At 66.7% G+C, this 24,504-nt stretch carries 18 protein-coding genes; 9 read left to right on the top strand and 9 right to left on the bottom strand.

Annotated features, from left to right (window positions below; all coding sequences use genetic code 11):
- Positions 1-24: 24 nt before the first annotated feature.
- The 3 genes from KA261_11790 to KA261_11780 form a co-directional block, all read right to left on the bottom strand.
- Positions 25-3,147 carry a VWA domain-containing protein gene (locus tag KA261_11790; protein ID MBP7698480.1) on the bottom strand — a complete coding sequence of 1,041 codons (3,123 nt, stop codon included), beginning with the start codon at positions 3,145-3,147 and terminating at the stop codon, positions 25-27.
- Between the two features lie 150 nt (positions 3,148-3,297).
- Positions 3,298-4,410 (bottom strand): DUF3524 domain-containing protein, encoded by a 1,113-nt coding sequence (locus KA261_11785; GenBank protein ID MBP7698479.1) that lies wholly within the window; start codon positions 4,408-4,410, stop codon positions 3,298-3,300.
- Between the two features lie 120 nt (positions 4,411-4,530).
- Positions 4,531-5,169: a hypothetical protein gene (locus KA261_11780; GenBank protein MBP7698478.1), complete on the bottom strand. Its 639-nt coding sequence runs from the start codon at positions 5,167-5,169 to the stop codon at positions 4,531-4,533.
- Positions 5,170-5,325: 156 nt separating this feature from the next.
- On the opposite strand from KA261_11780, the gene KA261_11775 reads away from it, so the two are divergent.
- Positions 5,326-7,563: a S46 family peptidase gene (locus KA261_11775; protein MBP7698477.1), complete on the top strand. Its 2,238-nt coding sequence runs from the start codon at positions 5,326-5,328 to the stop codon at positions 7,561-7,563.
- Between the two features lie 114 nt (positions 7,564-7,677).
- A complete protein-coding gene (locus tag KA261_11770; GenBank protein MBP7698476.1) occupies positions 7,678-8,532 on the top strand; it encodes a hypothetical protein in 855 nt (284 codons plus the stop codon).
- Positions 8,533-8,594: 62 nt separating this feature from the next.
- On the opposite strand, the gene rsgA is transcribed toward KA261_11770, so the two are convergent.
- A complete protein-coding gene (gene rsgA / locus KA261_11765; GenBank protein MBP7698475.1) occupies positions 8,595-9,674 on the bottom strand; it encodes a ribosome small subunit-dependent GTPase A in 1,080 nt (359 codons plus the stop codon).
- A 555-nt stretch (positions 9,675-10,229) separates the two neighbouring features.
- On the opposite strand from rsgA, the gene KA261_11760 reads away from it, so the two are divergent.
- The 3 genes from KA261_11760 (at position 10,230) to KA261_11750 (ending at position 13,482) form a co-directional block, all read left to right on the top strand.
- Positions 10,230-11,696, top strand: coding sequence for an NAD(P)/FAD-dependent oxidoreductase (locus tag KA261_11760; GenBank protein MBP7698474.1), 1,467 nt, complete (start codon positions 10,230-10,232; stop codon positions 11,694-11,696).
- Between the two features lie 104 nt (positions 11,697-11,800).
- Positions 11,801-12,544 (top strand): ABC transporter ATP-binding protein, encoded by a 744-nt coding sequence (locus KA261_11755; protein ID MBP7698473.1) that lies wholly within the window; start codon positions 11,801-11,803, stop codon positions 12,542-12,544.
- Positions 12,541-13,482: a SufD family Fe-S cluster assembly protein gene (locus KA261_11750; GenBank protein MBP7698472.1), complete on the top strand. Its 942-nt coding sequence runs from the start codon at positions 12,541-12,543 to the stop codon at positions 13,480-13,482. The genes KA261_11755 and KA261_11750 overlap by 4 nt, the downstream gene beginning before the upstream one ends.
- A gap of 34 nt (positions 13,483-13,516) precedes the next feature.
- On the opposite strand, the gene KA261_11745 is transcribed toward KA261_11750, so the two are convergent.
- Positions 13,517-15,133, bottom strand: a complete 1,617-nt coding sequence (locus KA261_11745) for a (Fe-S)-binding protein (GenBank protein ID MBP7698471.1) — start codon at positions 15,131-15,133, stop codon at positions 13,517-13,519.
- A complete protein-coding gene (locus KA261_11740; GenBank protein MBP7698470.1) occupies positions 15,130-16,062 on the bottom strand; it encodes a respiratory nitrate reductase subunit gamma in 933 nt (310 codons plus the stop codon). Before KA261_11740 ends, KA261_11745 begins: the two co-directional genes overlap by 4 nt.
- A gap of 655 nt (positions 16,063-16,717) precedes the next feature.
- Between KA261_11740 and KA261_11735 the strand changes: the two genes are divergently transcribed.
- The 4 genes from KA261_11735 (at position 16,718) to hemB (ending at position 21,448) form a co-directional block, all read left to right on the top strand.
- Positions 16,718-17,035, top strand: coding sequence for a TusE/DsrC/DsvC family sulfur relay protein (locus KA261_11735; GenBank protein ID MBP7698469.1), 318 nt, complete (start codon positions 16,718-16,720; stop codon positions 17,033-17,035).
- Between the two features lie 96 nt (positions 17,036-17,131).
- Positions 17,132-18,886 (top strand): FAD-dependent oxidoreductase, encoded by a 1,755-nt coding sequence (locus tag KA261_11730; GenBank protein ID MBP7698468.1) that lies wholly within the window; start codon positions 17,132-17,134, stop codon positions 18,884-18,886.
- A 61-nt stretch (positions 18,887-18,947) separates the two neighbouring features.
- Complete coding sequence (locus tag KA261_11725; GenBank protein MBP7698467.1) at positions 18,948-20,474, top strand: uroporphyrinogen-III synthase; 1,527 nt, start codon at positions 18,948-18,950, stop codon at positions 20,472-20,474.
- A complete protein-coding gene (gene hemB, locus KA261_11720) occupies positions 20,474-21,448 on the top strand; it encodes a porphobilinogen synthase (protein ID MBP7698466.1) in 975 nt (324 codons plus the stop codon). The genes KA261_11725 and hemB overlap by 1 nt, the downstream gene beginning before the upstream one ends.
- A gap of 172 nt (positions 21,449-21,620) precedes the next feature.
- Here hemB and KA261_11715 read toward each other — a convergent pair whose 3' ends face one another.
- From KA261_11715 to KA261_11705, 3 genes are all read right to left on the bottom strand, one after another.
- On the bottom strand, positions 21,621-22,073 hold the full coding sequence (locus tag KA261_11715; GenBank protein MBP7698465.1) for a ferritin family protein: 453 nt from the start codon (positions 22,071-22,073) through the stop codon (positions 21,621-21,623).
- Positions 22,074-22,671: 598 nt separating this feature from the next.
- Positions 22,672-23,490, bottom strand: coding sequence for a ZIP family metal transporter (locus tag KA261_11710; GenBank protein MBP7698464.1), 819 nt, complete (start codon positions 23,488-23,490; stop codon positions 22,672-22,674).
- A 144-nt stretch (positions 23,491-23,634) separates the two neighbouring features.
- On the bottom strand, positions 23,635-24,453 hold the full coding sequence (locus tag KA261_11705) for a sulfite exporter TauE/SafE family protein (GenBank protein MBP7698463.1): 819 nt from the start codon (positions 24,451-24,453) through the stop codon (positions 23,635-23,637).
- Positions 24,454-24,504 lie beyond the last annotated feature (51 nt).

Here is a 24,504-nt window from a genome sequence, read left to right as displayed (position 1 = left end):
GCGCGGCGCAAATGCTACCGCCCCTCACCTCAAGAGCAGCATCTTGCGGCTCAACACCGCGCCGCCTGCCTCCAACCGGTAGAGATAGACTCCCGAACCGACCGGCCGTCCGTCCTTATCGAGCCCGTCCCAGATCACCGCATGGGTCCCGGCGGGGTACCTTTGATCGGCGAGCACCGCGGTCTCCCGGCCGAGGATGTTGTAGACAGTCAGGGCCACCCGGCCGGGAAGCGGCAGGTCAAAGGAGATGACAGTCTGCGGGTTGAACGGGTTCGGGTAGTTCTGCCGGAGGACGTAGGCGGAAGGCAGGCGGGGAGAATCCGGGCCCGATGCGGATGACCGGAGAGCCGGCAAAGGGACACGGCTGCCGTGACCCTGAAAGACCAGGGGCGGGAGAACCGGAGACCCGTCGACCCAAACCGTGAGCGTGTCCCCCGGCCGCGGGTAGAGGGGCGCGGCTGTGGAGGCCCCGTAGACCGGGGTGAAGGGAAGGATCCCGTCCTCAATCGCCCCCCGTCCGCAGAGCACGCCGCCCGATGTGTGGAATTCAATGACGGCGCCATCAGCAACAGGCAGGCCGTCGCAGGCGGGCCCGACGCCGTAGACCGACATCCAGGTCTGGGTGGCCGGTACGGCCGGCGCGGCCAGGCCGAAGGGTTCGTCCGGCAGAGGCCGGCCGGCAGGAGAGGACCATCCCGGATACACGAGGTATCCGTCCCGGTCCGCGTGGACCCAGTAGCCGAAACCGGGGGCGAGCTCCGTGAGCGTGTTGGCGCTGTCGCCGTCGGGAAGCCAGATACGGCTGCCTCCGTCAAAGCCCAGGCCGACGTCGGTGAATTCGAGGATGGAGGCCCAGGCGGTCTCGACGGGGAGCGAACTGTCGGGCCAGCAGGGGACCAGGTTGAACCCGCGGCGCACCGGGAGCGTGTCGTGCGGCGCGATCGCTCCTCCGCAAATATCGAACGTCGCCGGGCAGGCGAGCCGGAGCCAGTAGGCGCGGTGGTAATCGGCCTCGAAGAGGGTCGAGAATTCGACCAGATTCGGATCGTACGTGAGACCGCCCCGCTCAAAACCCAGGACCACGTCGACACAGGCGGCGCCGCCGAGGAGCGAGACGAGGGAGTCGATGTCGGCGCGGAAGGCGCGGTTCCAGGAGATGAGGTGCCAGCCCGGGTCAAGCGCGAAGTGCCGGCAGGAGACGCGATCGCAGACTTCGATAGTGTCGCCCGGCGCCCTGAAAAAAACCGGCGGCGTCAGCAGGACCTCAACAGCGTTCAGGGTGAAGGTCAGCAGGTCGCCCGGTTCCGCGCCCTCGTCAACGAGCGGAGTGGAGGGGTCGTCGCCGACCACGCGCAGCGAGCCGAAGGTGGAATCATCGCCGACCACGGCGCTCCCCGAGAGGACGCCGTCGGGATCGAAAACCCTTAGGGAGTCGCCCGGCCGCAGCGATCGGCCGGCGAAAACCGGGCCGGAACAGACAAGCGCAATCCAGTTGTCCTCGGGCAGCAGGCCGCAGTGCCAATCCAGCGGCACGGTTGTGCGGGAGAGGCCCAGATTATCCCATGCCCGGACAGACAGGAGGAGGCGGGCGTTTTGCGGCACGCGCGGAAGGGCAACCGCAAACGTATCGCCCCCGACCGGGAGCATGTCGTACACACTCGGAAGGCCGCCGTCGAACACGACGGCGATGGCACGGGCGACACCGTCGGGATCGTCGCGCACGACGGCAGAGAGGAGCGCACCCGAGTCGACACACACCGCGGCCGCCGCAGAAATCTCGGGCGGCTGGTTAGGACAGAAACTGACCGCGAAGGGAAGCTGGAAGGGATCGACGGCGGGCAGGGTGACGGTGACGTCGCCGTTGGCCGCGCTGATGAAATAGTCGAAGCCCGCCGCGTCCGGCGGCCACGCGCCGGCCGGGAGGACCACCGCATACCGGTCCCCGCCGACCGCGATCATGGCGACATCCCGGTACGGCTCCGGAGCGGCTCCCACCTGGCGGTAGAAGAGCCGTACATCCTGAAGCCCTGCGCCGCCGGGATCCTCTGCGAGCGCTTCAATCGTGATATCTTCCGCGGCCGGTTGACAGGTGTCGCTGAGCTGCAGGGTCGTGGGGGCGAGGTGGATTGTCGGGACCGCCGGTTCGCGATAGACCGCGGTGTCGCAGCACACGGCGCCACCGAGCGTCGCGCACACTTCGACAAGATGGAAATCGTGGTCGGCGGCGGAGTCGGGGCTGAAGTAGGTGATCAGGTAGCGGCTGCACACGGCGTGCTGGATGGCGGCGAAAACGGAGTCGACGGCGTCGGCATCCGATGCGTACCGATGCAGACCGCCGGAGCCGCGGGCGAACGCCTCCATTGCATCGCCGCAGACGGAGTCGAGGGTGCCGAAGGTGAGAGTGTAGACGGAGACGGCGGCGGCGCGGGCGAGATCGCAGACAAGCGCCGAATCGTCCTCGTAGCCGTCGGCCCAACCGTCGGCCGGAAGATCGCAGTAGGCGCTGTTGTTGTCACAGCCGTCGGAGAAAGCAATGACAGCACGGTTGCCCGGCTGGGCGGCGGCCAGTTGGACGCCCAGGTACACGCCGTCGAACGAGGCGGTCAAACCGAGAGCAACGAGCGAGTCGACGGCGGCGTGAAGAGCGGCGCGGTCGTCGGTGAACGGAGCATTGACCATGGCGCAGTCGGCAAAGGAGACCACGGCGGCGCGGTCGAACGGCCCCATCCGGTCAACAAACCGGTGGGCGGCCCGGCGGGCTGAGGCGAGCGGCTCGCCCGCCATGCTCAGGCTGACGTCAAAAACCAGGCAGAATGCCGCCGGGCAGCCAATCTCGGCCGCGGGAAGCAGGGAAAAAGAGACCGGCGCACCGTCCTGGGTCACCGCAAAGTCGGGCCCCGCGAGACCCGCAACCGGCCCGTCGCTCTCATCCAGGACGTCGGCGTAGACGCGGATGAGCGGGAAGCCTGACCGCTCCACGGTGATCGACAGAGACGTGTCGCCGGCGCTATCCCCCGACTGAAGCGGGCGGGATCGAAGGAGTGTCGGGTCAAAAGGATCGCCGGCCGGGCCGATCAGGCCGGAGGCGGCCCCGAGCAGGCCGGCCAGCAGCACAACGCCCAGCCCGGCTGCAACTATTCTGCGCATCTTCTCCACACTCTCCTTGTGTCGTCAATTCGATAATGGCGGCGAGTTTCGTCCAGCCAGTACAGGGTGACCGCGCGGGGTGATCGCAGAGGCTGTCCCCACGCTGCTGCCGAACGCAAGATACGGGCCGTCGTCGGGCGAAGTCAACGGTTATCGCCGGAGCGCGGCTTCCAGGGCGTCGTCCAGCCGCGGGGCGAGAACAGGCCAGAAGAAGCGCTCGGCCGCGGACGCCCCGGCGGGGAGGGACGGCGACCGGAGGGAGCCGGTCTCGGCGAAGCGTCGGGCGAGCATGACAAGTTTGTCGACCAGCCCGGCCACCGTACCGTCATAGTACCAGTCGGGAAACGATTGCGGGGGGAATATCTCGGGGTAGGCGAGGCGTTGAGGGAGCACGGGCCGGATCCCGGCGGCGACCGCCTCGACAATGGCCACGCCGAAGAATTCATGGCGGGCGGTTGATACGATGAGGTCGGCGGCGGATAAGGCGCGCTCGTAGTCCGCGCGGTCGGGCTGATAACCCCAGCGGTCGATGAGCGGGGCGAATTCCCGCCGGGCCTCGGCGAAGGCCGCCGGTACCTCGGAAAACTGCTCGCCGATCACGCTGAGACGAAAATCGACCCCCCGGGAGCGGAGCGCGCGCATGGCGGCGAAGAAGTCCTCCGGGTTCTTGTCATGCTCCCACCGGGCGGCCCAGAGGATCCGCAGCGGTCCGGGCGGCCGGGCTGAAAGCGGCCGCGGCGGGGCGATCCCCTGGGGATACACCTCCGAACGCGCGGCGATCCGGTCGACCCAGGCCAGGGGAGGGTAGTCGGGCATCCGCCGGAAAAAGGACCGCAACCCCTCGAGAAACTCGCGGCGGTGGAAATCCGAGTTGAACCAGACGCCCGCGGCGACCGCTGCCGTCGAAAAGTTCGTCATGGCGAAGTGGTAGTCCCGCTCCCCGGCATGGAGACTGGGGTAGGTGAGTTGGTTCTCGTGGAAGTAGACAACGGCCGGGAGGTTGCCGAGAGCGGCGCGGGCCAGCCCCAGCAGTTGGGCGAGGTCGACCATGTCGGTGGCGAAGAGACCGTCCCACCGCTCGCCGTCTCGCCGGCGGGCCGCAATTTCATCGCAGAAGGTCAAGGGCGCGTGGCGCATCCGCCACTTCCACTTGTAGCCCGGCAGGGTGAGCAAGGTCCAGCGGTGGCGGCTGCCGGCAATCCAACCGTCCACGAAGGCGCGGTGGCTGCCGGCGTAGTATGGTTCCAGGGCGAGCAGATGCATCACCGATCTCCGGCTGCAAGGAACGCCGCCGCCCGGCCCTTGTCAATCGGGCTCCCCCAAAAAAGCCACGGGCCGCCGGAGAGGCGGCCCGTGTCGGGGATGGCGGTGTTGAGGGATGGATTACTTCTGCTTGTCTTTCCCCTTGCCCTTGTTCTTGGCGGGCTGGTCTTTCGATCCGGTGCTGGCCTGTGTTTTCGCGCCCGCCTTCCGGTCCTTGATGTCGCGGTTGATGTCGATGAAACCGCGGCCGTCCTGGCGCATCCTGATGACCTCGTTCGGGGTCCAGCCGTAGTGGTCGCAGATGAATTTGAGGTTGACGAAGTTCACGACATCGTCGTCGCTCAGGCGGATTTCACCCCACCGGTTTTTCGGATGCTTCTTGAAGTGGCCGTAGGCGTGGCCATAGGGCGGGCCCGACACGTCCTCGACCGGCACATAGAATATCTCGGCGGTCTTGCCGAACTGCAGGGTGATGTCCATCCAGGACTTGCCGCCGAGGCGCAGGTCGATGATGGTCGCCGGGGAGGCGTTGCAGCGGGCGGCCAGGAAGAAGACGACCGGCATCTCTTCATCGGGAATGTGCCGCTCGCGGACCACCACAATCTCTTTCTCCGGAACCTGGTAGTGGTTGCTGACTGCCAGGTAGAAACTCTTGCGCCCTTCGTCATCCACCTGGAGGCCGAAGCCGAAGTCGACGGCTGGGGCCAGGGTGGCGGTCGCAAGAAACAGGGCGATCAGCAGGGGGGCGTTTTTGCGCATATCATCCTCCAGGGAAGGTCCGGTGTACCTGATAGGTATATCGGCTGGGCGGGCGCGGTAATTGAGCAGCGAATTCGACCGCCCGGCCAAGGATTAGCGCTTGCCAGTTTTGGTGTCATGAGCCAGATTGCTGGAAACCTGAGCAGGAGTTGGCGTATGCGTCTTCGTTTCCACACCAGGCTCGGCGCGGGGGATTACCTGAAGTTCCGAGGAGTTCGCTTCGGCCGTCGCGGGGGCGCTCGCAGCCTGATGACGGCAGTCGCGATCGCGGCCGCTCTGAGCGGCGGGGCCGCCGCCGACGAGGGGATGTGGCCGCTGTATGAGCTCGACCGCCTTGATTGGGACAGCCTCCAGGCCCGGGGGCTCCGGTTGTCGCGGGAGCAGATGTACGACACTGCGCGGCCGGATGTTGCGGATGCCTGCATCAACCTCGGGGGCGGGAGCGCCTCCTTCGTCTCGCCGAAAGGGCTGATCATCACAAACCACCACGTGGCTTTCGGGGCGATCCAGCGCGCCTCGACAGTCGAGCACAACTACCTTCGGGACGGCTTCTACGCTCCCACGCCCGCGGAGGAGATCCGCGCGGTGGGAACGAGCGTGTATGTCACGCTGGCGGAGGCGGACGTGAGCGACCGGGTGCTGGCGGCGGTGCCGGAGGAACTCGACGGCCTGGCGCGCTATGAGGCGCTCGACCGGATTACGAAAGAGATTGTCCGGGAAGCCGAGCAGGGCCGGGACGACATCCAGGCGGAGGTGACCCCGATCTACGGCGGGACGAAATACACGCTGACAACCTTCCTGCGCATCCGCGACGTCCGCATTGTGCACGCGCCGCCGATGGCGATCGGGAACTACGGCGACGAGATCGACAACTGGATCTGGCCCCGCCACGTGGGAGACTATTCCTTCCTCCGGGCATACGTGGGGCCCGATGGAAAGCCGGCCGAGTATTCCCGGGACAATGTCCCGTACGAGCCGCAGGCGTGGCTGCCGGTGTCGGCACAGGGAGTCAAGGAGGGGGATTTCACGATGATGATCGGTTATCCGGGGAAGACGCAGCGGTACACGGTGGCGCGCGCCATCGCCGAGGCGGTGAACTTCACCTACCCGCGGTCGATCGACCGGTCCCTGCAGCTGTTGGCGAAAATCGATTCGGCGGGAGCGGAGAATCCCGGGATCGCTCTGCGCATGGCCTCGACGGTGCAGGGGATCAGCAACCGGATGAAGAAGACGCAGGGGCTGGTGGCCGGTCTGGCCAGAGACAGCGTCGTGGCCAGGACGGCGGCCGCCGAGGCCGAATTGACGGTTTTCCTGCGCGGCGATTCCGCGCGCTGGGAGCGTTTCGGCGGTTTGATCCCGGCATTCGACAGTCTCTACGATGCCCACGCCGCTGCGCGCGAGCGGCGGGAAGTGCTCGGCATGGTCTGGTATGTCGATCACCTCTCTCTGGCCCGGCAGGTGTATCGATGGGCGGAGCAGCGGGAGAAACCGGACCCCGAGCGCGAGAGCGGTTACCAGGACCGGGATTCGCTCCGCGTGCTGCGGCGCCTGGAGCAGGCGCAGATCAATCTCGTCCCGGCGATGGACCGCGTGTTTATGCGCTACTGGCTCGAGCAGGCGCTGGCGCTGCCGGACGGGCAGCGGCTGGCCGCGGTCGACAGCCTGTTCGCCGGCGGGCCGGAGCGCGACCGGTTCCTGGACCGACTGCTCGACCGGATGTTCGCGCAGACCAAAGTCGGGCAGGAGCAGGCGCGGCGGGAGATGTTTCGCATGTCGACCGCGGACCTGCGGCGCCTGCGCGATCCGTTCATCGACCTCGCGGCGGCGCTCGGACCCGAGTTCGAGCGGATGCAGACCGAAGAGCGGGTCTTCGCGAGCGCGGCAGGGCGGCTGGAACGCCAATATATGCGGGCGCTGCAAGCGTGGAAAGGAGACCGCCTCTACCCGGATGCCAACGGAACCAAGCGGTTCAGCTTCGGCGAGGTGCGCCGCTACTCGCCGCGCGACGCGGTCACCCACGATTACATTACGAGTCTGACCGGGGTGATGGAGAAAGAGACCGGAGCAGAACCGTTTATCGTGCCGGCCGAACTGAAACAAGTCTGGCGGCGGCGCGATTTCTGGCCGTATGTCGACGCCCACCTGAACGACGTGCCGGTCGATTTCATCACGACCAACGACGGCACCAACGGCAATTCCGGCAGTCCGGTGCTGAACGGCCGAGGGGAATTGATCGGCCTGGATTTCGACACCAATATCGAGAGCGTGCACAAGGATTTCTGCTACAACCGCAACCTCTCGCGGGCGGTGGTGGCGGATGTCCGCTACATCCTGTTTCTTCTGGACAAGGTGTATGGCTACCGCGCGCTTCTGGATGAACTGACGGTCCGGTGAAATCCGCGGCGCGCCGCAACCGGGCGCCGAGTTGATGCTTGACAGGCGACCCGGCGGCCACGATTAATGTCCGGTAGAAAAATCAGATCCGAATCAACTATCACGAGGTGTATCATGAGGCGCACCTGGGTGCTGGTGCTGGTGGCGCTCGCGGCCGGGCTGACCGCGGGTTGTTTTGATTACGAAGAGCAGATGGTGATCGACAAGGACGGGTCGGGGAAAGTCTCCTTCCACTACGCCGTCAACAAAGAGTACCTGCAGCAGTTCGAGGATTTCGCAAAGTCGATGGCTGCGCTCGCGGGCGAGGATTCGACCGAGGTAAACCTCGGATTCGCCGAGCTGTCGGAGGATTCGATCCGGCAGGCGATCGCCCAAACAACCGAGGGCGTGGAACTGGTCTCGTACCGGGCGTCGGAGGATGAGGCCAACAAAATCTGGGACATGACTTTCACGTTCGCCGATCTCAACGCCGCGGCCGGAGTCTCCAACTTGCTCACCCCGGATGACGAAGAGGGAGACGCGACCGGACTCGCCGAGGCCGGCCTCAGCGGGATTACGTTCGAACGTCAACCCGACGGCACCTGGCTGTACCGACGGCCGCTGGAGTCGGGGAGCGACGAGGAGGAACCGGGAATGGAGGAGGAAGGGGCAAGTGCGGACGAGGCCGAGGAGGGAGAGGCGACTGAGCCGGAGGAGGCCGGAGAAGCGCCTGCGGACGAGACGGTCGAGGAAGCTGCGGCCTCGGACGATGCGGGAGAGGCCGGGACTATGGAACCGGCCGACGTCGACAGCCAGCAGAACGAGTTTGCCAAAGCCTTTGCCGGGCACAAGGTCAGATTCATCGTCACCTTCCCAGGCAAAGTCATCGAGTCAAACGCCAGTACCGTCGACGGAAACATGGCCATCTGGGAATACAGCCTCGATGCCATCCCGGCGCTGCAGGAAATGCGAGCGGTGGTGGCGGATTGACGGCGCGGCCGGCCGCGAAACGATACCCGGCGGACAGCGAGTCCGCCGGGTCTTTTTTTTGCCTACTTGTCAAAGTTCGGTTTGCGCTGCTTGATCTCCTTTCTCATCTGCGCGAAACGCCGGCCCCGGCTTTTGTCCGCCTGCCGGCGGGAGCGTTCGTCCATCTTGAGCCCGAGGAACGCGAGCTCCCGGCGCTGCTTGAAATAGCTCTCGAGCCGCGCCGGGTCGAGGGATCCGGCGTCGACGGCCGCGCGCACCGCGCAGCCGGGCTCGGCTTCGTGGCGGCAGTCGGCGAAGCGGCAGCGGGCGGCGAGCGCCTCGATGTCGTCGAAAGCGCGTTCGAGGCTGTCCTCATCGGCCCACAACTGCAGCTCGCGCATGCCGGGGGTGTCGATGAGGAGCGCGCCGTCGGGAAGCTGCACCAGTTCCCGGTGGGTGGTGGTGTGGCGGCCCCGGCCGGCGCGGTCGCTGATCTCGCGGGTGGGGAGACGCTCCTCGCCGAGGAGACGGTTGATGAGGGTCGACTTCCCCACGCCCGAGGACCCGAGCAATGCGGCGGTGCGGCCGGGAACCAGGTATGGCCGCAGGGCCTCTACGTTGCTCCCGTCGAGGGCGCTCAACGCAACCACCGGCGCCCCGAGCGCGACCGCCTCCACGCCGGCCAGTACTTCCGCCGGGTCGCCGCACAGGTCGGCCTTGTTGAGCACGATCACCGGAGAGGCGCCGCTGTCCCAGGCGCTCGTCAGGTAGCGCTCGATGCGGCGGAGGCTGAAATTGCCGTCGAGACCGGTCACGAGAAAGACGGTGTCGATGTTGGCGGCGACCACCTGCGCCTCGGTCAGGTTCCCGGCCACCTTGCGCGTGAAAGCGCTGCGGCGGGGGAGCACGGCGTGAATGACCGCGAGCCGGTCCCCCGCGATCTCCGCGGCCACCCAGTCGCCGACCACCGGGTAGTCGCTCCGGCCGGCCGAGTCGCGGCGAAAGCGGCCGGCGACCTCGCCGGTCAATTCGCCCGCCGCGGCGATCACAATGCTGCGCTCGCGATGTTGTCGGACCACGCGGGCCGGGACCAGTCCCGCTGCCGCGTACGGGGCCATCAGCGCGCCCCAGCGATCATCAAATCCGAATTCAGTCAGGTCCATTATATGCTGCTCTCCGACACATTGTCCGAATTTCCCCGGGGCGCCAACGGCGAAGACGTATGCCGGTGCGGCGCCCTCAGGCCGTACGGCCGTCGGGGTTGACTGTTGGGGTGAGAGCGGGGAATACGACCTCACGCCTTCGGAGGAGGGGGCGAAGACCGGGGATTCGGGAAGGACAGAGCGGCGATACGCCGGCGGCGCATCGCTTCAGGAAGAGATGGCGGCGCTAGCGGCCCAGTCCTCGAGCGTGTGAGTTCCCCGCGGTGCCTACGACAATGGCCAACATCAAAAACTCCTTTCTCGGCGGGCAGCGGCGCCCGCGGTGGCGGTGGGGTCGCCGGCCGTCCATGAACGAGAGCCGGCGCGCTAATTCCTTATTCCCTACGATACATGATTTCGGAAAGTTGTAAAGAAAAATGAGGAGGCGAGGGGGCCCGATCCTCCGCCCGTGGTTCTCCGAGAGCGAACCGAACAGGGGGAGGCGTGTTGTAGTGACAGGCGCGGCCGGTTGTGCGCGACACGGGGGCGTTTTCCCGACGGCGCCGAGGCGACGTGATGAGCAGGCATACGGAGTATGATGCAGTGGTCGTGGGATCCGGCCCCAACGGTCTGGCGGCCGCGATTGCCCTGGCTGAGACCGGGCTGAGCGCGGCCGTCTACGAACGGGCCGCCGCCCCGGGCGGGGGACTCCGCTCGTCCGAGCTGACGCTTCCGGGGTTCGTGCACGACGTCTGCTCGGCTGTCCATCCGCTCGCGGCCGGGTCGCCGTTCCTGGCGCGGCTGCCGCTGCAGGCCTACGGACTCGACTGGGTGCATCCGCCGATCGCCTACGCGCACCCGCTGGACGACGGCTCGGCGGCGGCCGTGTGGCGTTCAATGGAGGATACGGCCGGGCATCTGGCGGGGGACCGCGCCGGGTACCTTCGCCTGATGGCGCCGCTGGTGCGGGGGTGGGACAAGCTGTTCCCGGAGGCGCTGGCGCCCCTGCATTTTCCCCGGCATCCCGCCGCGATGGCCCGGTTGGGGATGCGGGCGTTGCGGTCGGCGCGGGGGGTGGCGGACGCACACTTTCGCTCCGCGCGCGGGCGGGCCTTGTTCGCTGGGGCGGCGGCGCACGGGGTGCTGCCGCTGGACCGGCCGGTCTCCGCCGCGGCCGGGCTCGTCCTGGGGGCGGCCGCCCACACGGCGGGCTGGCCGATGCCCCGCGGCGGCGCTCAGCGGCTGGCCAACGCTCTCGCGGCGCACGCCCGCACGCTCGGAGTCGAGATCTCCCTCAATCGCGAGATTCGCAGCCTGGAGGACCTTCCCCCGGCCCGAGCGGTCCTGCTCGACCTCTCGCCCCGGCAGGTGCTCGATATTGCGGGAACCCGGCTGCCGGAGGCTTACCGCAAACGACTCGCCCAGTACCGGCATGGACCGGGGGTGTGCAAGGTGGATTGGGCACTGCGCGAACCGATTCCCTTCACCGCGCCGGAATGTCGCCGGGCAGGTGTCGTTCACGTGGGCGGGACCTTCGCGGAGGTGGCGGAGGCGGAGCGGCTGGTATGGGCCGGGAAACATCCGGAGAGGCCGTTTGTGCTGCTGGCGCAGCCGACCCTGTTCGATCTCTCACGGGCGCCCGCGGGCCGACACACTGCTTGGGGATACTGCCATGTCCCGAACGGCTCGACAATCGACATGACCGGGGCGATCGAAGCGCAGATTGAGCGCTTCGCACCCGGGTTTCGCGAAGTAATCATCGGCCGGCATACCCTGCACGCGGCGGACATGGAGCGGTATAACCCGAACTATGTCGGCGGCGATATCACCGGCGGCGTACTCGATGCGCGGCAGTTGTTCACCCGGCCCGCGGGATGGCGGGCGCCTTACCGGACGCCGCTCGCGGGGGTGTACATCTGCTCGGCCTCGACGCCGCCCGGCGGCGGAGTGCACGGCATGTGCGGGTATCATGCGGCCATCCTGGTTTTGAAAGACCTGTTCGGCGGGGGGCGGCCGGGTCGGGCGGACCGGCGGCGATTGTGAAAAATTTCTCGTGCATTTGCCGGCAAACGACCCTTTATTGTATCGGAACAGTCAACCATCGAACCCGCGGACGCGGGTCGGAGACGTCGCGAAAGGACCCGCCCATGGGTGTGCTGGCGATCGACAACCTGAGCCTGTCGCTGAACGACAAGCCGATTCTCCAGGACCTGAACATTGACTTCTGGGAGGGGCATGTCCACGCAGTGGTCGGACCGAACGGGGCGGGCAAATCCACGCTGGCCGCAACCATCATGGGCCTGGCGGGGTATGACGGCTACTCGGGCGACATTCGCTTTCAGGGGGAATCGATCAAGAGCCTGCCGGTCGACCAGCGGGCGCGCCGGGGAATCACGCTGGCCTGGCAGGAACCGGCCCGGTTTGAGGGACTGACCGTGTGGGAATTCCTGGCCAGCGCGGCCCGGGACAAGAGCAAGGACAACTTGTGCCGGACGCTGGCCGAGGTCGGCCTCAACCCGGAGGATTACCTTCGCCGCGCGGTCGACAAGACGCTCAGCGGCGGGGAGCGCAAGAAGGTGGAATTGGCCTCGATTCTCGCCATGGAGCCGAGAGTGGCGATCCTCGACGAGCCCGACTCGGGAATCGACATCGAGTCGATCGAGCGCATCTTCCAGGCGGTCAAGCTGCTCAAGCAGCGCGGCACGACCGTCATTCTGATCACCCACAGCCTGGCCGTGCTCGACCAGGCCGAACACGCGTTCTTGCTGTGCAAGGGGACGGTTGTGGACAAGGGGACGGTGGCGAAAATCCGCCGCTACTTCGAGGGGAAGTGCATGCCCTGCGAGCACAAGAACGCCCCCGACCGGAACGGCAGGGGGGGTGAATCATGAGCACCTCCATACAGCTCATCAACGACCTCTACAAGAGCATCAACGCCGACCCGCACCAACTGCAGGATCCGAACGTCGCGCACATGGAGATCAACTACAACCGCGTGCTGGGGATGCACGCGGTGCCCGGGCTCACGATCGATGTCAACGAGCTCAGCGACGGGATCGAGGCGCAGATCGCGCTGCAGGAGGGGGCGGTGGTCGCCAATCCGGTGCACCTGTGTTTCGGCATGCTGCCCAAGGAGGGCGTGCAGCGGATCGTGCTCGACGTGAGAATCGGCGTCCAGGCGAAAGTATCGCTGCTCGCCCACTGCACCTTCCCCTTCGCGGTGAACGTGCAGCACCTCATGAACGCGGCCATCGAAATCAAAGAGGGGGCGGAGTATGCCTACTTCGAACGCCACGTCCACAGCCCGAGCGGCGGCGTGGTCGTGGTCCCCAAGGCGGTGGTCGAGGTCGGGCCGCGCGCGCGGTTCCGGACGGAGTTTGAGCTGATCAAGGGACGGGTCGGGAATATCGACATCGACTACGAAGCCACCTGCCGCGCGCACAGCCTCCTGGAAATGGCGGCGCGCATCTCCGGACGGGGGGACGACCGGATTCGGATCAACGAGACCGCCCACCTGGTCGGCGAACACGCGACCGGGGTGCTGACCTCGAAGATCGCGGTGCGGGACACGGCGACGGCGAAAGTGTACAACAAGCTCACGGCCGGCGCGGCCTACGCGCGGGGGCATGTCGATTGCAAAGAGATCATCCAGGACCACGGGCAGGCCGAGGCCGTGCCGATCGTCGACGTACGGCATCCGAAAGCGCACATCACGCACGAGGCCGCCATCGGAAGCGTCGACAGCAAACAACTCGAGACGCTCATGTCGCGGGGGCTGTCGGAGGATGAGGCGATCGAGGTGATTATCGGCGGGCTGCTGTCGCGCTAACCCGACCGCGGCGCGCGGCACAAGCCGGCGCGGCTCAGCGCCACTCCCACTCGAGGAACGGTTTCTCGACATCGGCCATGGCGTTGACGATCAGTTCGACGAGTCCGCCGTAGAGGATGCTGCAGCGTTCGAACAATCCGTAAGCCGCGAACATGTCCCGCAGCGCCCCCTTGCAGTTCGAGCAGGGAGCGCACACGTACTTCTTGTGCCCGGGGTCGAGGACGTCCTGGAAGACGTCAAGGATCTGCCGCAGCTTGGCCCGGCCGGCCAGGGAGTTGCGCCAGTCCGGGAAGTTGAGGTCCTGGGTGATGGCGAATCCGCTCCCGCCGCCGCAGCAGTAGTTGGTGACGCCGTGGGGCTCCATTTCGCGAAACCGGTTGCTCACCGCGCGGAGGAGTTCGCGCTGGGGCTGCACGATGCCCATGAGGCGGACCACGTTGCAGGGATCATGGAGGGTGGTCAGGATGTCGTCGTTGCGGGACGGATCGAGCGCAAGCCGTTTCTCCTTGACAAGAATCTGGTGCAGGAAGGTGAGCGCGCTCTCGCGGGGGACGTTGTACTCCCGGACGAAGATGCGGTCGGCGACGACGGTGAGGGCCTTGTGGGCATGGCCGCATTCGCCGAGCACGATTTTCTTCACCCCCAGTTTCTTCGCGATCGCGGCGTGGCGAAGCGCGACCCGCGCGAACTGCACGTCGTCGTACCAGACGCCGTAGTTGACGCTGTCGTACCCGACCGCCTCGCTGGAGAGCGTGTAGCTGACGCCGGCGGCGTCGAGGATGATCGCGAAAGCCTCGGGGTTCTCCGGCCAGGCGAGGAATTCGCCGGCGTTGTGGATGAGGAGCACGTCGGCGCCGGCTTTGTCGATCGGCCAGCGGAAGCGCCGGCCGGTCCGCTCCTCAACCTCGCCTTCGAGAAATTCGATGTTGTCGAGGAAGGCAGCCGTCGTCATGCCGGTCGAGGAACCGGCCGCCAGTTGCTGCACGGACCCGAGTTTGTGCAGCGAGTCGGCCGCAATACCCATCTCCTGGCTGAATATCTTGCGCAGCTCGTGCGTCACCAGACCGTTGTCGACCCCGATCGGGCAGGTCTGGGCGCAGCGGCGGCAGAGAGTGCAGCGGTAGGAGAGCTCCATGAGCCGGGCGATCATCTCCCAGGAAGCCTCAATGTCGTGGCCGGTGAGTTTCGCCGTGAACTTCCCTCCCGACTTGACATACGTGCGGTAGAGCCGGCGAAGTATGTCGGAGCGGAAAGTCGGGCGATAGATGTCGAGCCGCCCCGATTCCGTGTAAATCGGGCAGGCCGAGGCACAGGTCTGGCACCGCGCGCAGTACTCCATCGTGAGAAAGAGCGGTTGCATGAAAGTCCAGTTGTTCTCTTTCTCGAACAACTTCCGGAGACCGGCCAGGAATTTCTCCACGAGTTCCTGCTTCTCGGCGTCGGTCTGCGGGCGGGGGAATTTCACCGCTGCGACGCCGTCGAGATCGACCTCGTACTTCTTCCTCGCCTCCTCCGAGAGCGGTTTGAGGCGCGCGTTCCATTCCGGCCTGTCGTAGGGCTCGGGAAGAGGGAGGAATCGGCCGGGATCGAGTTCGACCAGTTGGCCGGTTTTCCGACAGAAATCCCGGATCGACACTTTCCGCCCGCTCACTTCTGCTCCTTCTCCTCATCGTCCGGGCCTGCGGCGGCCTCGCCCCAGGTGGCGCCGGTCCCGACGTGCGGGGCGGACCAGGTGAGCGGGTAGCCAAGCGCCTTGGCGACCGCCGCTTCAATTCTGCTCCCGCGGATGTTCGGGTGATCCTCCCAGCGCACCTTGTGGTAGGTGAAGTACTTGCCCACGAAATGGGTCATGTGGGTCAGGGGAAGCCAGCACATGAAAGCGGCGGCGAGGATCAGGTGGGCCCTCATTAGGTCGGAGAGCGCCGGGGCATTCGAGAAGGTGAGCAGGCTTTGGACGAAGGCGCGGGCCTGGTGGAAACCGGAGTCGGATCCCAGCCCCGTCGCCGCAAGGGTGGCCCCGACGGCGCTCAAGAGCAGGAGGTTGAAATAGTCCGTGCGCACCGAGGCGGAGCGCAGGTCGCGGCTGGCCAGGCGGCTGACAAAAAGCCCGACAGCGCCCAGCATCACCAGCAGCGCCCCCGCCGTCCCGCACACGCCGGTGACGTAGTACACGAGAGCGCCGAACCCGCCGCCCTCAGGCGCAACCGCACCGCCGGAGGCAACAATCGCGCCGCCCAGCCCGAGAAGCAGGACGAAGCCAACGAGCAGGTACAGCCCGAGGTGGAAGGGGAAGGAGAAGATCCAGAGCTGACGGTTGTGGCGGAAAAGCGACTGAAGGGCCAGGATCTCCCCGGCCATCTCTCGGATCTCGCCGACCAGGGTGGTGTCGACTTTCTTCGTCCACCAGTCGACTTCCTCATAGTAGGAGCCACCGTAGCGCCCCTTGCCGCGTTCGTGCGGCACGGGGTAGAGGTCCCAGCGCAGGTGGAGAGGCATGCGGGCGATCCGAACCACCTTGTAGCCCGTTCCAACGACAAGCGCGGCGAGGGCGAAGTAAAACAGCAGTTGCAGACCGCTCATCGGGTTCTCCTCAGCCCCCCCGGGTTCGGTAATCCCGCGCCGCTCCATTCACCGGGCTCGATCGGAAGGGCTCCGCTGACCGGGGCCGGGCCGGCGATGGCCCTGGAACCTGGGGGTCAGGCGGCGAAGGGGCGGGGAAAGGTCACATTCCTGTCCCGGGACGTGTCGGGACGGCCGACGAATCTGTGAAGTGTCTCTCCCGGGCCGCATTCGGGGCGTACCACGGGCACACCGCCGGGTTCTCCGCAAAAAAGACGGTCAAATATAGATTCCCTCCGCAGCGCCGTCAAGGCGAACTTGGTTAGCTCGCGTCCGGCGAACCGGATCGGCCCGCGGTCTCGACTCAATCAGATTAGCCCCTCAGCCACGCGCATATTATATTGCCGGGTCACGAACGGCCGCACGCCCGGACGGGTATGCGAGAGGATGCAGCGGCCGTTTCGGGCGGCCGGGTCTCCCGCCCGGTGGCGCCCCCGGACTTCGCGTCTGCGGCCCTGACTGCGGATGGCGGAGACACGGTGCAGGCGCCGACGGCGATGGTGCAAAAAGTGTGCGGAAGGCCGCACGGGCAGGTATATTGGGAGGCGTGCAAAGCCTCGAGAGCTTGAACAAATGATGGTGTGCGGATATAATTGACAGGCAGCGGAGGACGACAATGGCGACACTCACCTGGGAAGAGGTCTCGATTTCAGTCGATGAGGATGGATTCATGGAAGAGCCGGCGAAGTGGGACGAGCGGGTTGCGCTCGCGCTGGCGTCAACCGAAGGACTGACCGCCCTGACCGATGAACACTGGAAGCTGATCACTTATCTGCGGGACTACTACACCCAGTACGGCATCGCGCCGATGATCCGTAAGCTGTGCAAAGAAACCGGCTTTCCGCTAAAGAAGATCTATGAGCTGTTCCCCTCGGGTCCGGCCAAGGGGGCCTGCAAGGTGGCCGGGCTGGCCAAACCGACCGGTTGTGTGTGAGCGCGATCGCCGGGCCCTCCCGCAGCCGCAGCGCCGGCGAGCCGGGCCGGAGAGAGGAGAAGACTCCAGGGGTGGCGTAGGCCGGCCCTGACATGCGTGGAAACGATAGCAGTCTCTGGACGGTCGGATGTCGTCGTGATCGGCGGGGCCGCGGCGGGTCCCAAAACGGCCGCGACTCTCGCGCGGCGCCGCCCGGACTGGCGGATTACCCTGTTCGAGAAGGGGGAGCGGGTGTCGTTTGCGACCTGCGGTCTGCCGTGGCTGGCCGCCGGAGAGATCCCCTCGCCCGATGCCCTCGTCCGCACCTCCTGGGGGGCGGAACGCTCGCCTGAGTTCTTCCGCGACTACAAGGGTTTCACGGCGGTGACAAAGGCCGAGGTAATCGCCCTCGACCGCGCGCGCAGGACGGTGACGGTGCGCCGAACGGCGACCGGGGAGACCTTCGCGCACGGCTACGACAAGCTCGTCCTCGCCACTGGCGCCACGCCGCGCACCCCTCCGTTTCCCTGCTGCCGAAGCGAGCGGGTGCGGCATTTCACGCGGCCGCAGGATGCGATCGCCTTCCGCCGTCTCGCGGAACAGGGCAAGATCGGGGAGGCGGTGATAATCGGGGCGGGTTTGGTCGGGTGTGAACTGGCGGAGGCGGCGGCCGGCCTCTGGGGAATCCGCACGCGGGTGATCGAGCGCGAACGCCACGCCCTGCCCTATGCGCTCGACGAGGACATGGCGGTTCATGTTGCGGGCGAACTGGCCCGCAACGGCGTGCTACTGGTGACCGGAGCGACCGTGCGGCGGGTGGTCGAGGATGACGACCGGCTTGCGGTCGAGTTCCTCTCAGGCGAGGACGGAACGGACGCCCGCACCTGTACCGGCGATTTCGTCTTCCTCTGTATCGGCGTGCAACCGGAGACGACGCTGGCGCGGACGGCCGGGCTGGCTATCGGCGCAAGCGGCGGCCTACGGGTGAACGAATTCTTACAGACATCGGATCCGCATATTTACGCGGCCGGCGATTGCATCGAGTCGACCCACCTCATCTCGCGGCGGCCGTTGTCCCTGCCCATGGGGTCGCTGGCGAATCGACACGGGCGGGTGATCGCCGAGCACATGACCGGCGGCGAGGCAAGGTTGGCCGGAGTGGCGGGGGGGACGGCGGTCAAGGTGTTCGGCCTCAACGTAGCCTCCGTCGGGCTGACCGAGCGGGCGGCGGCCGAGGCGGGATTTGCGGCCCGGGCGGTGACCGGGTCGTTTTCGGACCGCCCGGACTACCACCCCGAGCACGAGTCGGTGATCGCCAAACTCGTCTACGATCCGGCCGACCGGCGCCTGCTCGGGCTGCAGGCAGTCGGCGCGGGAGAAGTGGTGCGGCGGATCGACGTCTTTTCGAGTTTCCTGCAGCGCGGCGCCATCGTGGAGGATCTGCTGGATTTCGAACATGCCTATTCTCCGCCCTACGCCGAAGCGCTGGATCCGCTCCACCACCTGGCCGCGATGGCCCAGGCGCAGGAGCGGGGAGTGGAGTTTGTCGGCGCCGTCCGGGCGCTCGCGGAGGCGCCGCCCGATGCGCTCTGGCTCGATGTGCGGGAGCGCGGAGAGACGGCGGAGAGGCCGCTCGCGGTGCCCGGAGCGCCTCGGCGCCTCCTCAACCTCCCGCTCGGGGAACTCCGCGCGCAGCTTGACAGCTTGGACCGCAGGCGGGATACATACGTCGTGTGCCGCCGCGGAGCGCGGGCCTATCAGGCCGCGCTCCTGCTGCGGTCGCACGGATTCGAGCGGGTGCATGTGGTCGGCGGCGGAATGGCGGCTCTGGAGGCCTCCATTTCGGACGGACCGGACCGGGACGGTAACTGAAGGGAACGCCCACGCGGCTGAAAATGGCGATGAAGCTTAACGAGGTGAAATGACGGCCGGTATGGTGTATCTCGTCGGCGCCGATCCCGATGATCCGGAACTGGTCGCGGTGAAAGCGCAACGGCTGCTCGCCTCGTGCGATGCCGTGGTGTATGATGAACCGGTTCCGCACGAGTTGATTACGGCGCTGCCGGAATCGGCCGAGAAGCACTATGTCGGAGAGGCGAAGGCGGGAGTCCGCCGCTCAGAGTCGGTCGGCGAGCTGCTGGCGCACCTGGCGCGCGCGGGGAAGACGGTGGTGCGGCTGCACGGGAGCGATCCGCTCTGCCTCGCACGGGCCATGGACGAGGCCGCCTTCCTGCACCGCCGCGGCATTCTGTGGGAAATCGTGCCGGGATCCGCATCGACCTGGGCCGCCTCGGCCTGCGCGGGGATGGACTCGACCGACACAGGCCGCGTGTCGGCGGTGATCCTGATCGCCGGGCACGGGACGACAGAAGAGCGCTGCGCGGACATCGATTGGGACTGGGTGGCCCAGGCGCCGCGGGCGACCATCGTGCTTTCTGCGGAGCCGCAGGACACAGCGTGGATAGCCGACCGGCTGATCGGCGGCGGCATGGCGCCCGATACGCCGGCTTCGGCCGGACCGCTCCCGGACCCCTCGCCGCGCCTCATCACCGGGACCCTCGCCGACATTGCGGACGCAGTGCGGCGAAACAGGGTCACAGCCCCGCTGGGGCTTCACCTCGGCGCGTGCGCCGAACCGCCCTCCCCGCGGCCGGAGGAGGATCTCCGCCGCCCGCTTCGGGGATTGCGCATTCTGGTCACTCGGGCCGCCGATCAGGCGGCCCCGATGTCCCGTCGGCTGCGGGAGCTCGGGGCCCGCGTGCTGGCGCTGCCGACAATCGCCACCCGCGCCCATTTCGACCCGGCGGCGTGGGAGCGGTTCGAGGCCTGCACCGCGGAACGGCGGTGGCTGGTGTTTACCAGCGAGAACGGCGTCCGCCATTTCAGCCAACAGCACCGCGATCGAGGGCTCGACGTCCGGGGTCTCGCGGCTTTCCGCGTGGCGGCGGTGGGCAGCGGAACGGCGGAGGCGCTCCGCGCTCTCAGTCTGCTTCCCGATTTTGTGCCGGGGCAGGCCACGGGGAGCGATTTGGCGAAGGAACTGGCGGCGCATACCGACCTGCGCGGGGCTGCGGTCGTGCGCGTGCGGGGGAATCTCGCCTCCGCGACGCCCGACGCCGCGCTGGCCGCCGCCGGAGCGGAGCTCATTCCCATGACGGTGTACGAAACGGTCCACGTAGTCTGGCCCCCGGGGCTGAAAGAAATGCTCGCGGCGGCGCCGCCCGATGCGGCGATCTTCACCAGCGGCAGCGGCGTGGACGGTCTGTATGCGAACTTGACGGGAGAGGAAATAAGCCGGATAATTGCGCCGGGATTGGTCGTGTCGATCGGCCCCTCCACCTCCGAGGCTGCCCGCGCGCGCGGGCTGACCGTCGGACTGGAAGCGGCCCGGCATGCGATCCCGGATCTGATCGATGAATTGACCGAGTTTGTGCAGACGCATCCGATTCGGAGGACCTGATGGCTTTCCCGATCCACCGTCCCCGCCGCCTCCGCCGCACCCCGGCGTTGCGCCGGCTCGTGCGCGAGACGACCCTCACCCCCGATGACTTCATCTACCCGATCTTCGTCAGCGAGGTCGTCAAGCGGGCGGAGCCGATCGCCAGCATGCCGGGGATCTTCAATTTCCCGGTCAGGGAGGCGGTGGACGAGGCCCGGCGCGCCTTCACGCGCGGCATCCCGGCCGTCATCCTCTTCGGCACGCCGGCGGAAAAGGACGCCACCGGGTCGTCGTCGCTGGCGGCCGACGGCATCGTTCAGCAGGCGATCCGGGAAATCAAGAACGCGCTCCCCGAGATGGTGGTGGTCACCGACGTCTGCTTGTGCGAGTATACCGACCACGGGCACTGCGGAGTGGTCGAGAAGGGAATTGTCAAGAACGACGAATCGGTGGAAATTCTCGCGGCGCAGGCGGTGAGCCACGCGGCCGCAGGCGCCGACATGGTGGCGCCGAGCGACATGATGGACGGCCGGGTGGGGCGGATCCGCAACGCGCTGGATGCGGCCGGCCACGCCATGATCCCCATCATGGCCTACTCCGCGAAATACGCCTCGGCCTTCTATGGCCCGTTCCGCGAAGCGGCCGGTTCCACGCCGCAGTTCGGCGACCGGCGCGGCTACCAGATGGACTCCGCCAACGGCCGGGAGGCGATGCGGGAGATCGAGCTCGATCTCGCGGAGGGCGCCGACATCATCATGGTCAAGCCGGCGCTGGCGTATCTGGACGTCATCGCCCGAGCGCGGGCGGCCTTCCCCGCGCCGCTTGCGGCCTACAACGTGAGCGGGGAGTACAGCATGGTCAAGCTCGCGGCCGAACGCGGTCTCGCCGATGAGCGGACGCTGACGCTGGAGGTGCTCACCTCGATCAAGCGGGCCGGGGCCGACATCATCATTTCATACCACGCCCCCGATGCGGCCGAGTGGCTGGGGGCATGAACAGCGCCGCTCCCGCCCGGCCCACGCCGGCGGTGCGACCGACTTGCGTCGGCCTGCTCCGTGCCTGGCGGCGGCATTGACCCGATCGCATCCCGTTACGGTTTGACGGATCCTAACGCCGGTGTTGCCGTGCCCGGCGCGGTCCGTTTTCGAAAGCGCTCGTGCTCCCAGCTCAGTTCTCGATCAGGATCTGATCGTCGTACTCGATCTCGAAACGGAGCTTGTGCTTCGCCTCCTCCTGGGCCAGGCCGAGCAACATCTCCCGCAGCGCGGGATCATCGGTCGTGCCGGCGAGGTCGTGGTAGAGCTTGAAGGCGGCTTTCTCGGCCTTCATCGCAATGATGAGCGCCTCCTGGTAACTCAGGTCAGGGCGCAGGTCGACCTCGACCAGGTGGTCGCCGATCTTGAGGTCGAGGATCTTCTTCTCCGCCGCGAGCATGCGGTTGCCGGCTTTGACCGATTCGAGCTTCGCCTTGTGGCCCAGTTCCTCCTTGGCGAAGCCTTTGAAGACGCTCTTCATGCCGGGGCGGTCGACCCGCTCGGCCAGATCGTTGTAGAAATCCGCGGCCTCCTGCTCCTTCTGGATGGCGAAATCGAGGATTTCTCGTGCGGTCTTGAGTCTCATGCATGTCCTCCTGCCGGTCGTCCCGAGCCTGGCTGGCTCGTTGATTTTCGCCGGCAGTATAGTACAGGGGCGGGCCGGAGGCAATGGCTAGTTCGCCCGGGCGGGCCCCGGGGGCGGAGGCCGTCGCGAGATACTCTGCTCACCCGGCGGATCCGGGAAGGGTCTCCGAGATCCGCTGCCGGGGACCGCGTCCCGGCGGGCCAAATTTCTTGCGCCGCCGCCTGTTTGAAACTTGACTCTGGATTGTGGATTGTGTAATGTCTGGCGCAAAGGCCGTCCGGCGATGGAAGTCGCACGCGGCCTCAAGGTGAGTCAGGCCGCGCGCGGTCTGGCTGCGTGTACGCAGCGGTTCTCGAGTATTCGAGACCACAACGACAACACCATTCCGAGGAGTTCTCATCATGGCGCCGTGCGCTAAGAAGCCCGCCGCGAAGAAGGCCGCGACCAAGAAGCCGGCCGCGAAGAAGTCGCCCAAGGGCGGCAAGAAGGGCAAGTAAACTTTGCGATTCCAAAGGGTCGGGCCCGCCCGGGCCCGACCGCTTACGGCCGCGCTCCCGCGGCCGTTGTTGTTTGCGCTCGGAGGGCCGGGGTCGCGCCTCTATCCGAGGGCGACGTCGAGCGTCATCATGACCGCGAACCCGAGCATGGCGCCGAGCGTGGCGTAGTGCGGGTGGCCGCCGCTCTGCGATTCGGGAATCACTTCTTCGACCACCACGAAAATCATGGCCCCGGCGGCGAAAGCGAGGGCGTAGGGAAGGATGGGCTCGGCGATGAGAACGAGAGCCGCGCCGACCACGCCGGCGATCGGCTCGACCGTCCCGGACAGCTGACCGTACCAGAAAGCGCGCCCGCGGCCAATTCCCTCGCGCCGCAGCGGCATCGAGACCGCGAGCCCCTCGGGGAAGTTCTGGATGCCGATGCCCAGGGCCAGGGCGATCGCGCCGCCCAGGGTCGCCGACTCCAGGCCGGCGGCCACCGCGCCGAAAGCGACTCCGACTGCAAGCCCCTCGGGTATATTGTGGAGAGTGATGGCCAGCACCAGCAGGGTCGTCCGGTGCCAGCGGGTCTTGATCCCCTCCGCCGCTTCCACCTTCTCGAACAGGTGGAGGTGGGGGAGAGTCATGTCGAGGCTGCGCAGGAAGGCCGCCCCCAGGAGGAACCCGACGGTGGCGGGCACCCATGCGGGAACGCCTTTGTTCTCAGCCATTGCGATGGCCGGCGCCAGCAATGACCAGTAGCTGGCCGCGATCATCACGCCGGCGGCGAAGCCGAGCATGGCGTCGAGCAGCTTCCGGCTCGGCTGCCGGGTGAGGAAAACGCAGGCGGCTCCGAGGGCGGTGAGTCCCCAGGTGAAGAGCGTGCCCATGAGAGCCTGGACAACCGGACTAAGTCCCACAAACCAATTCTCGATCTGCATCTGTCCTCCGCGCAACTCGTCGGCATTGGGTCGCCCGGCCGGCGGTGTCGCCGGGCCGTTCAGGTCGGGGCCATAATACCGGAAGCGGCCCCTCAGATCAACCGGGATTTGCAGCCGAAAACACGCCCTCCCCGCGGCCGGCTGCTACTTGAAAGCTTGCCACAGCGTCCGAATCCCGACAAGCATCAGAGCCACCGCAAGGCTCCGGGTGATCCAGGTCCCCCGCACCCGCCCCGACAGCCGGGCGCCGATCTGCGCTCCGACGATCATCCCCAGCGAAATCGGCAGAATGATGCGGAGGGAATCGGCCAGCGTGCCTATGACAATGTGAGTGGCGCTTCCCGCGAAAGTCATGACGGCCAGAATGAAATGGGAGGTGGCGGTGCCGATGTGGACGGGAAAATTCAGGATCTGGATGAGGGCCGGGACATGAATGACCCCGCCGCCGATGCCCAGGAGGCTGGAGAAATAGCCGACGAAGAAGCTGATGCCCACGCCGATCCGGCGGTTGTAGGCGTAGCGATATTGTGCGCCCGAGGCATCCGTCAACACGACCGTCGTATGGCCCGCGACGGCGCCTCCGCGGAGCGCCTTCTCGCGATTGGGGCGCACCACGATGTAACTGGACGCGGCCAGCAGCAGAAGGCCGATAACGGCATCAAACAGGTGCCGCGGGATGTAGGTCGTCGACAGCGATCCGAGAATGGTCCCGGGCAGCGCCGCCAAAGAAAAAGTCAGGCCCGACCGGTAGTCGATCCGCTTGAGCCGGGCGTAGGCGAGGGATCCGGAAAAAGCGTTGAAAAACACCGCGGTCAGCGAGATGCCGGCCAGCACCTCCGGTTCGGCCGTCGGATATAACCACAGCAGCAGGGGGACAAGCAGGAACCCCCCGCCCACACCGATAATGGTGCCGAAGGTGCCGATGATGAGTCCGACGGTCGCGTAACCGACAAAGTGCAGCATTGCGATATGTGCACCGGAAAACCCCGGAAAGGCAAGGATTTTGTTTTTGCG

Source organism: Candidatus Zixiibacteriota bacterium (assembly GCA_017999435.1).
Lineage (GTDB): Bacteria > Zixibacteria > MSB-5A5 > GN15 > FEB-12 > JAGNLV01.
This window is presented reverse-complemented; position numbering and strand designations above follow the sequence as displayed.

Excerpts from the sequence above, each read along its gene's own strand:
- KA261_11790 (MBP7698480.1), bottom strand. The coding sequence starts at position 3,147 with ATGCGCAGAATAGTTGCAGCCGGGCTGGGCGTTGTGCTGCTGGCCGGC.
- KA261_11785 (MBP7698479.1), bottom strand. The coding sequence starts at position 4,410 with ATGCATCTGCTCGCCCTGGAACCATACTACGCCGGCAGCCACCGCGCC.
- KA261_11780 (MBP7698478.1), bottom strand. The coding sequence starts at position 5,169 with ATGCGCAAAAACGCCCCCCTGCTGATCGCCCTGTTTCTTGCGACCGCC.
- KA261_11775 (MBP7698477.1), top strand. The coding sequence starts at position 5,326 with ATGCGTCTTCGTTTCCACACCAGGCTCGGCGCGGGGGATTACCTGAAG.
- KA261_11770 (MBP7698476.1), top strand. The coding sequence starts at position 7,678 with ATGAGGCGCACCTGGGTGCTGGTGCTGGTGGCGCTCGCGGCCGGGCTG.
- rsgA (MBP7698475.1), bottom strand. The coding sequence starts at position 9,674 with ATGGACCTGACTGAATTCGGATTTGATGATCGCTGGGGCGCGCTGATG.
- KA261_11760 (MBP7698474.1), top strand. The coding sequence starts at position 10,230 with ATGAGCAGGCATACGGAGTATGATGCAGTGGTCGTGGGATCCGGCCCC.
- KA261_11755 (MBP7698473.1), top strand. The coding sequence starts at position 11,801 with ATGGGTGTGCTGGCGATCGACAACCTGAGCCTGTCGCTGAACGACAAG.
- KA261_11750 (MBP7698472.1), top strand. The coding sequence starts at position 12,541 with ATGAGCACCTCCATACAGCTCATCAACGACCTCTACAAGAGCATCAAC.
- KA261_11740 (MBP7698470.1), bottom strand. The coding sequence starts at position 16,062 with ATGAGCGGTCTGCAACTGCTGTTTTACTTCGCCCTCGCCGCGCTTGTC.
- KA261_11735 (MBP7698469.1), top strand. The coding sequence starts at position 16,718 with ATGGCGACACTCACCTGGGAAGAGGTCTCGATTTCAGTCGATGAGGAT.
- KA261_11725 (MBP7698467.1), top strand. The coding sequence starts at position 18,948 with ATGGTGTATCTCGTCGGCGCCGATCCCGATGATCCGGAACTGGTCGCG.
- hemB (MBP7698466.1), top strand. The coding sequence starts at position 20,474 with ATGGCTTTCCCGATCCACCGTCCCCGCCGCCTCCGCCGCACCCCGGCG.
- KA261_11715 (MBP7698465.1), bottom strand. The coding sequence starts at position 22,073 with ATGAGACTCAAGACCGCACGAGAAATCCTCGATTTCGCCATCCAGAAG.
- KA261_11710 (MBP7698464.1), bottom strand. The coding sequence starts at position 23,490 with ATGCAGATCGAGAATTGGTTTGTGGGACTTAGTCCGGTTGTCCAGGCT.
- KA261_11705 (MBP7698463.1), bottom strand. The coding sequence starts at position 24,453 with ATGCTGCACTTTGTCGGTTACGCGACCGTCGGACTCATCATCGGCACC.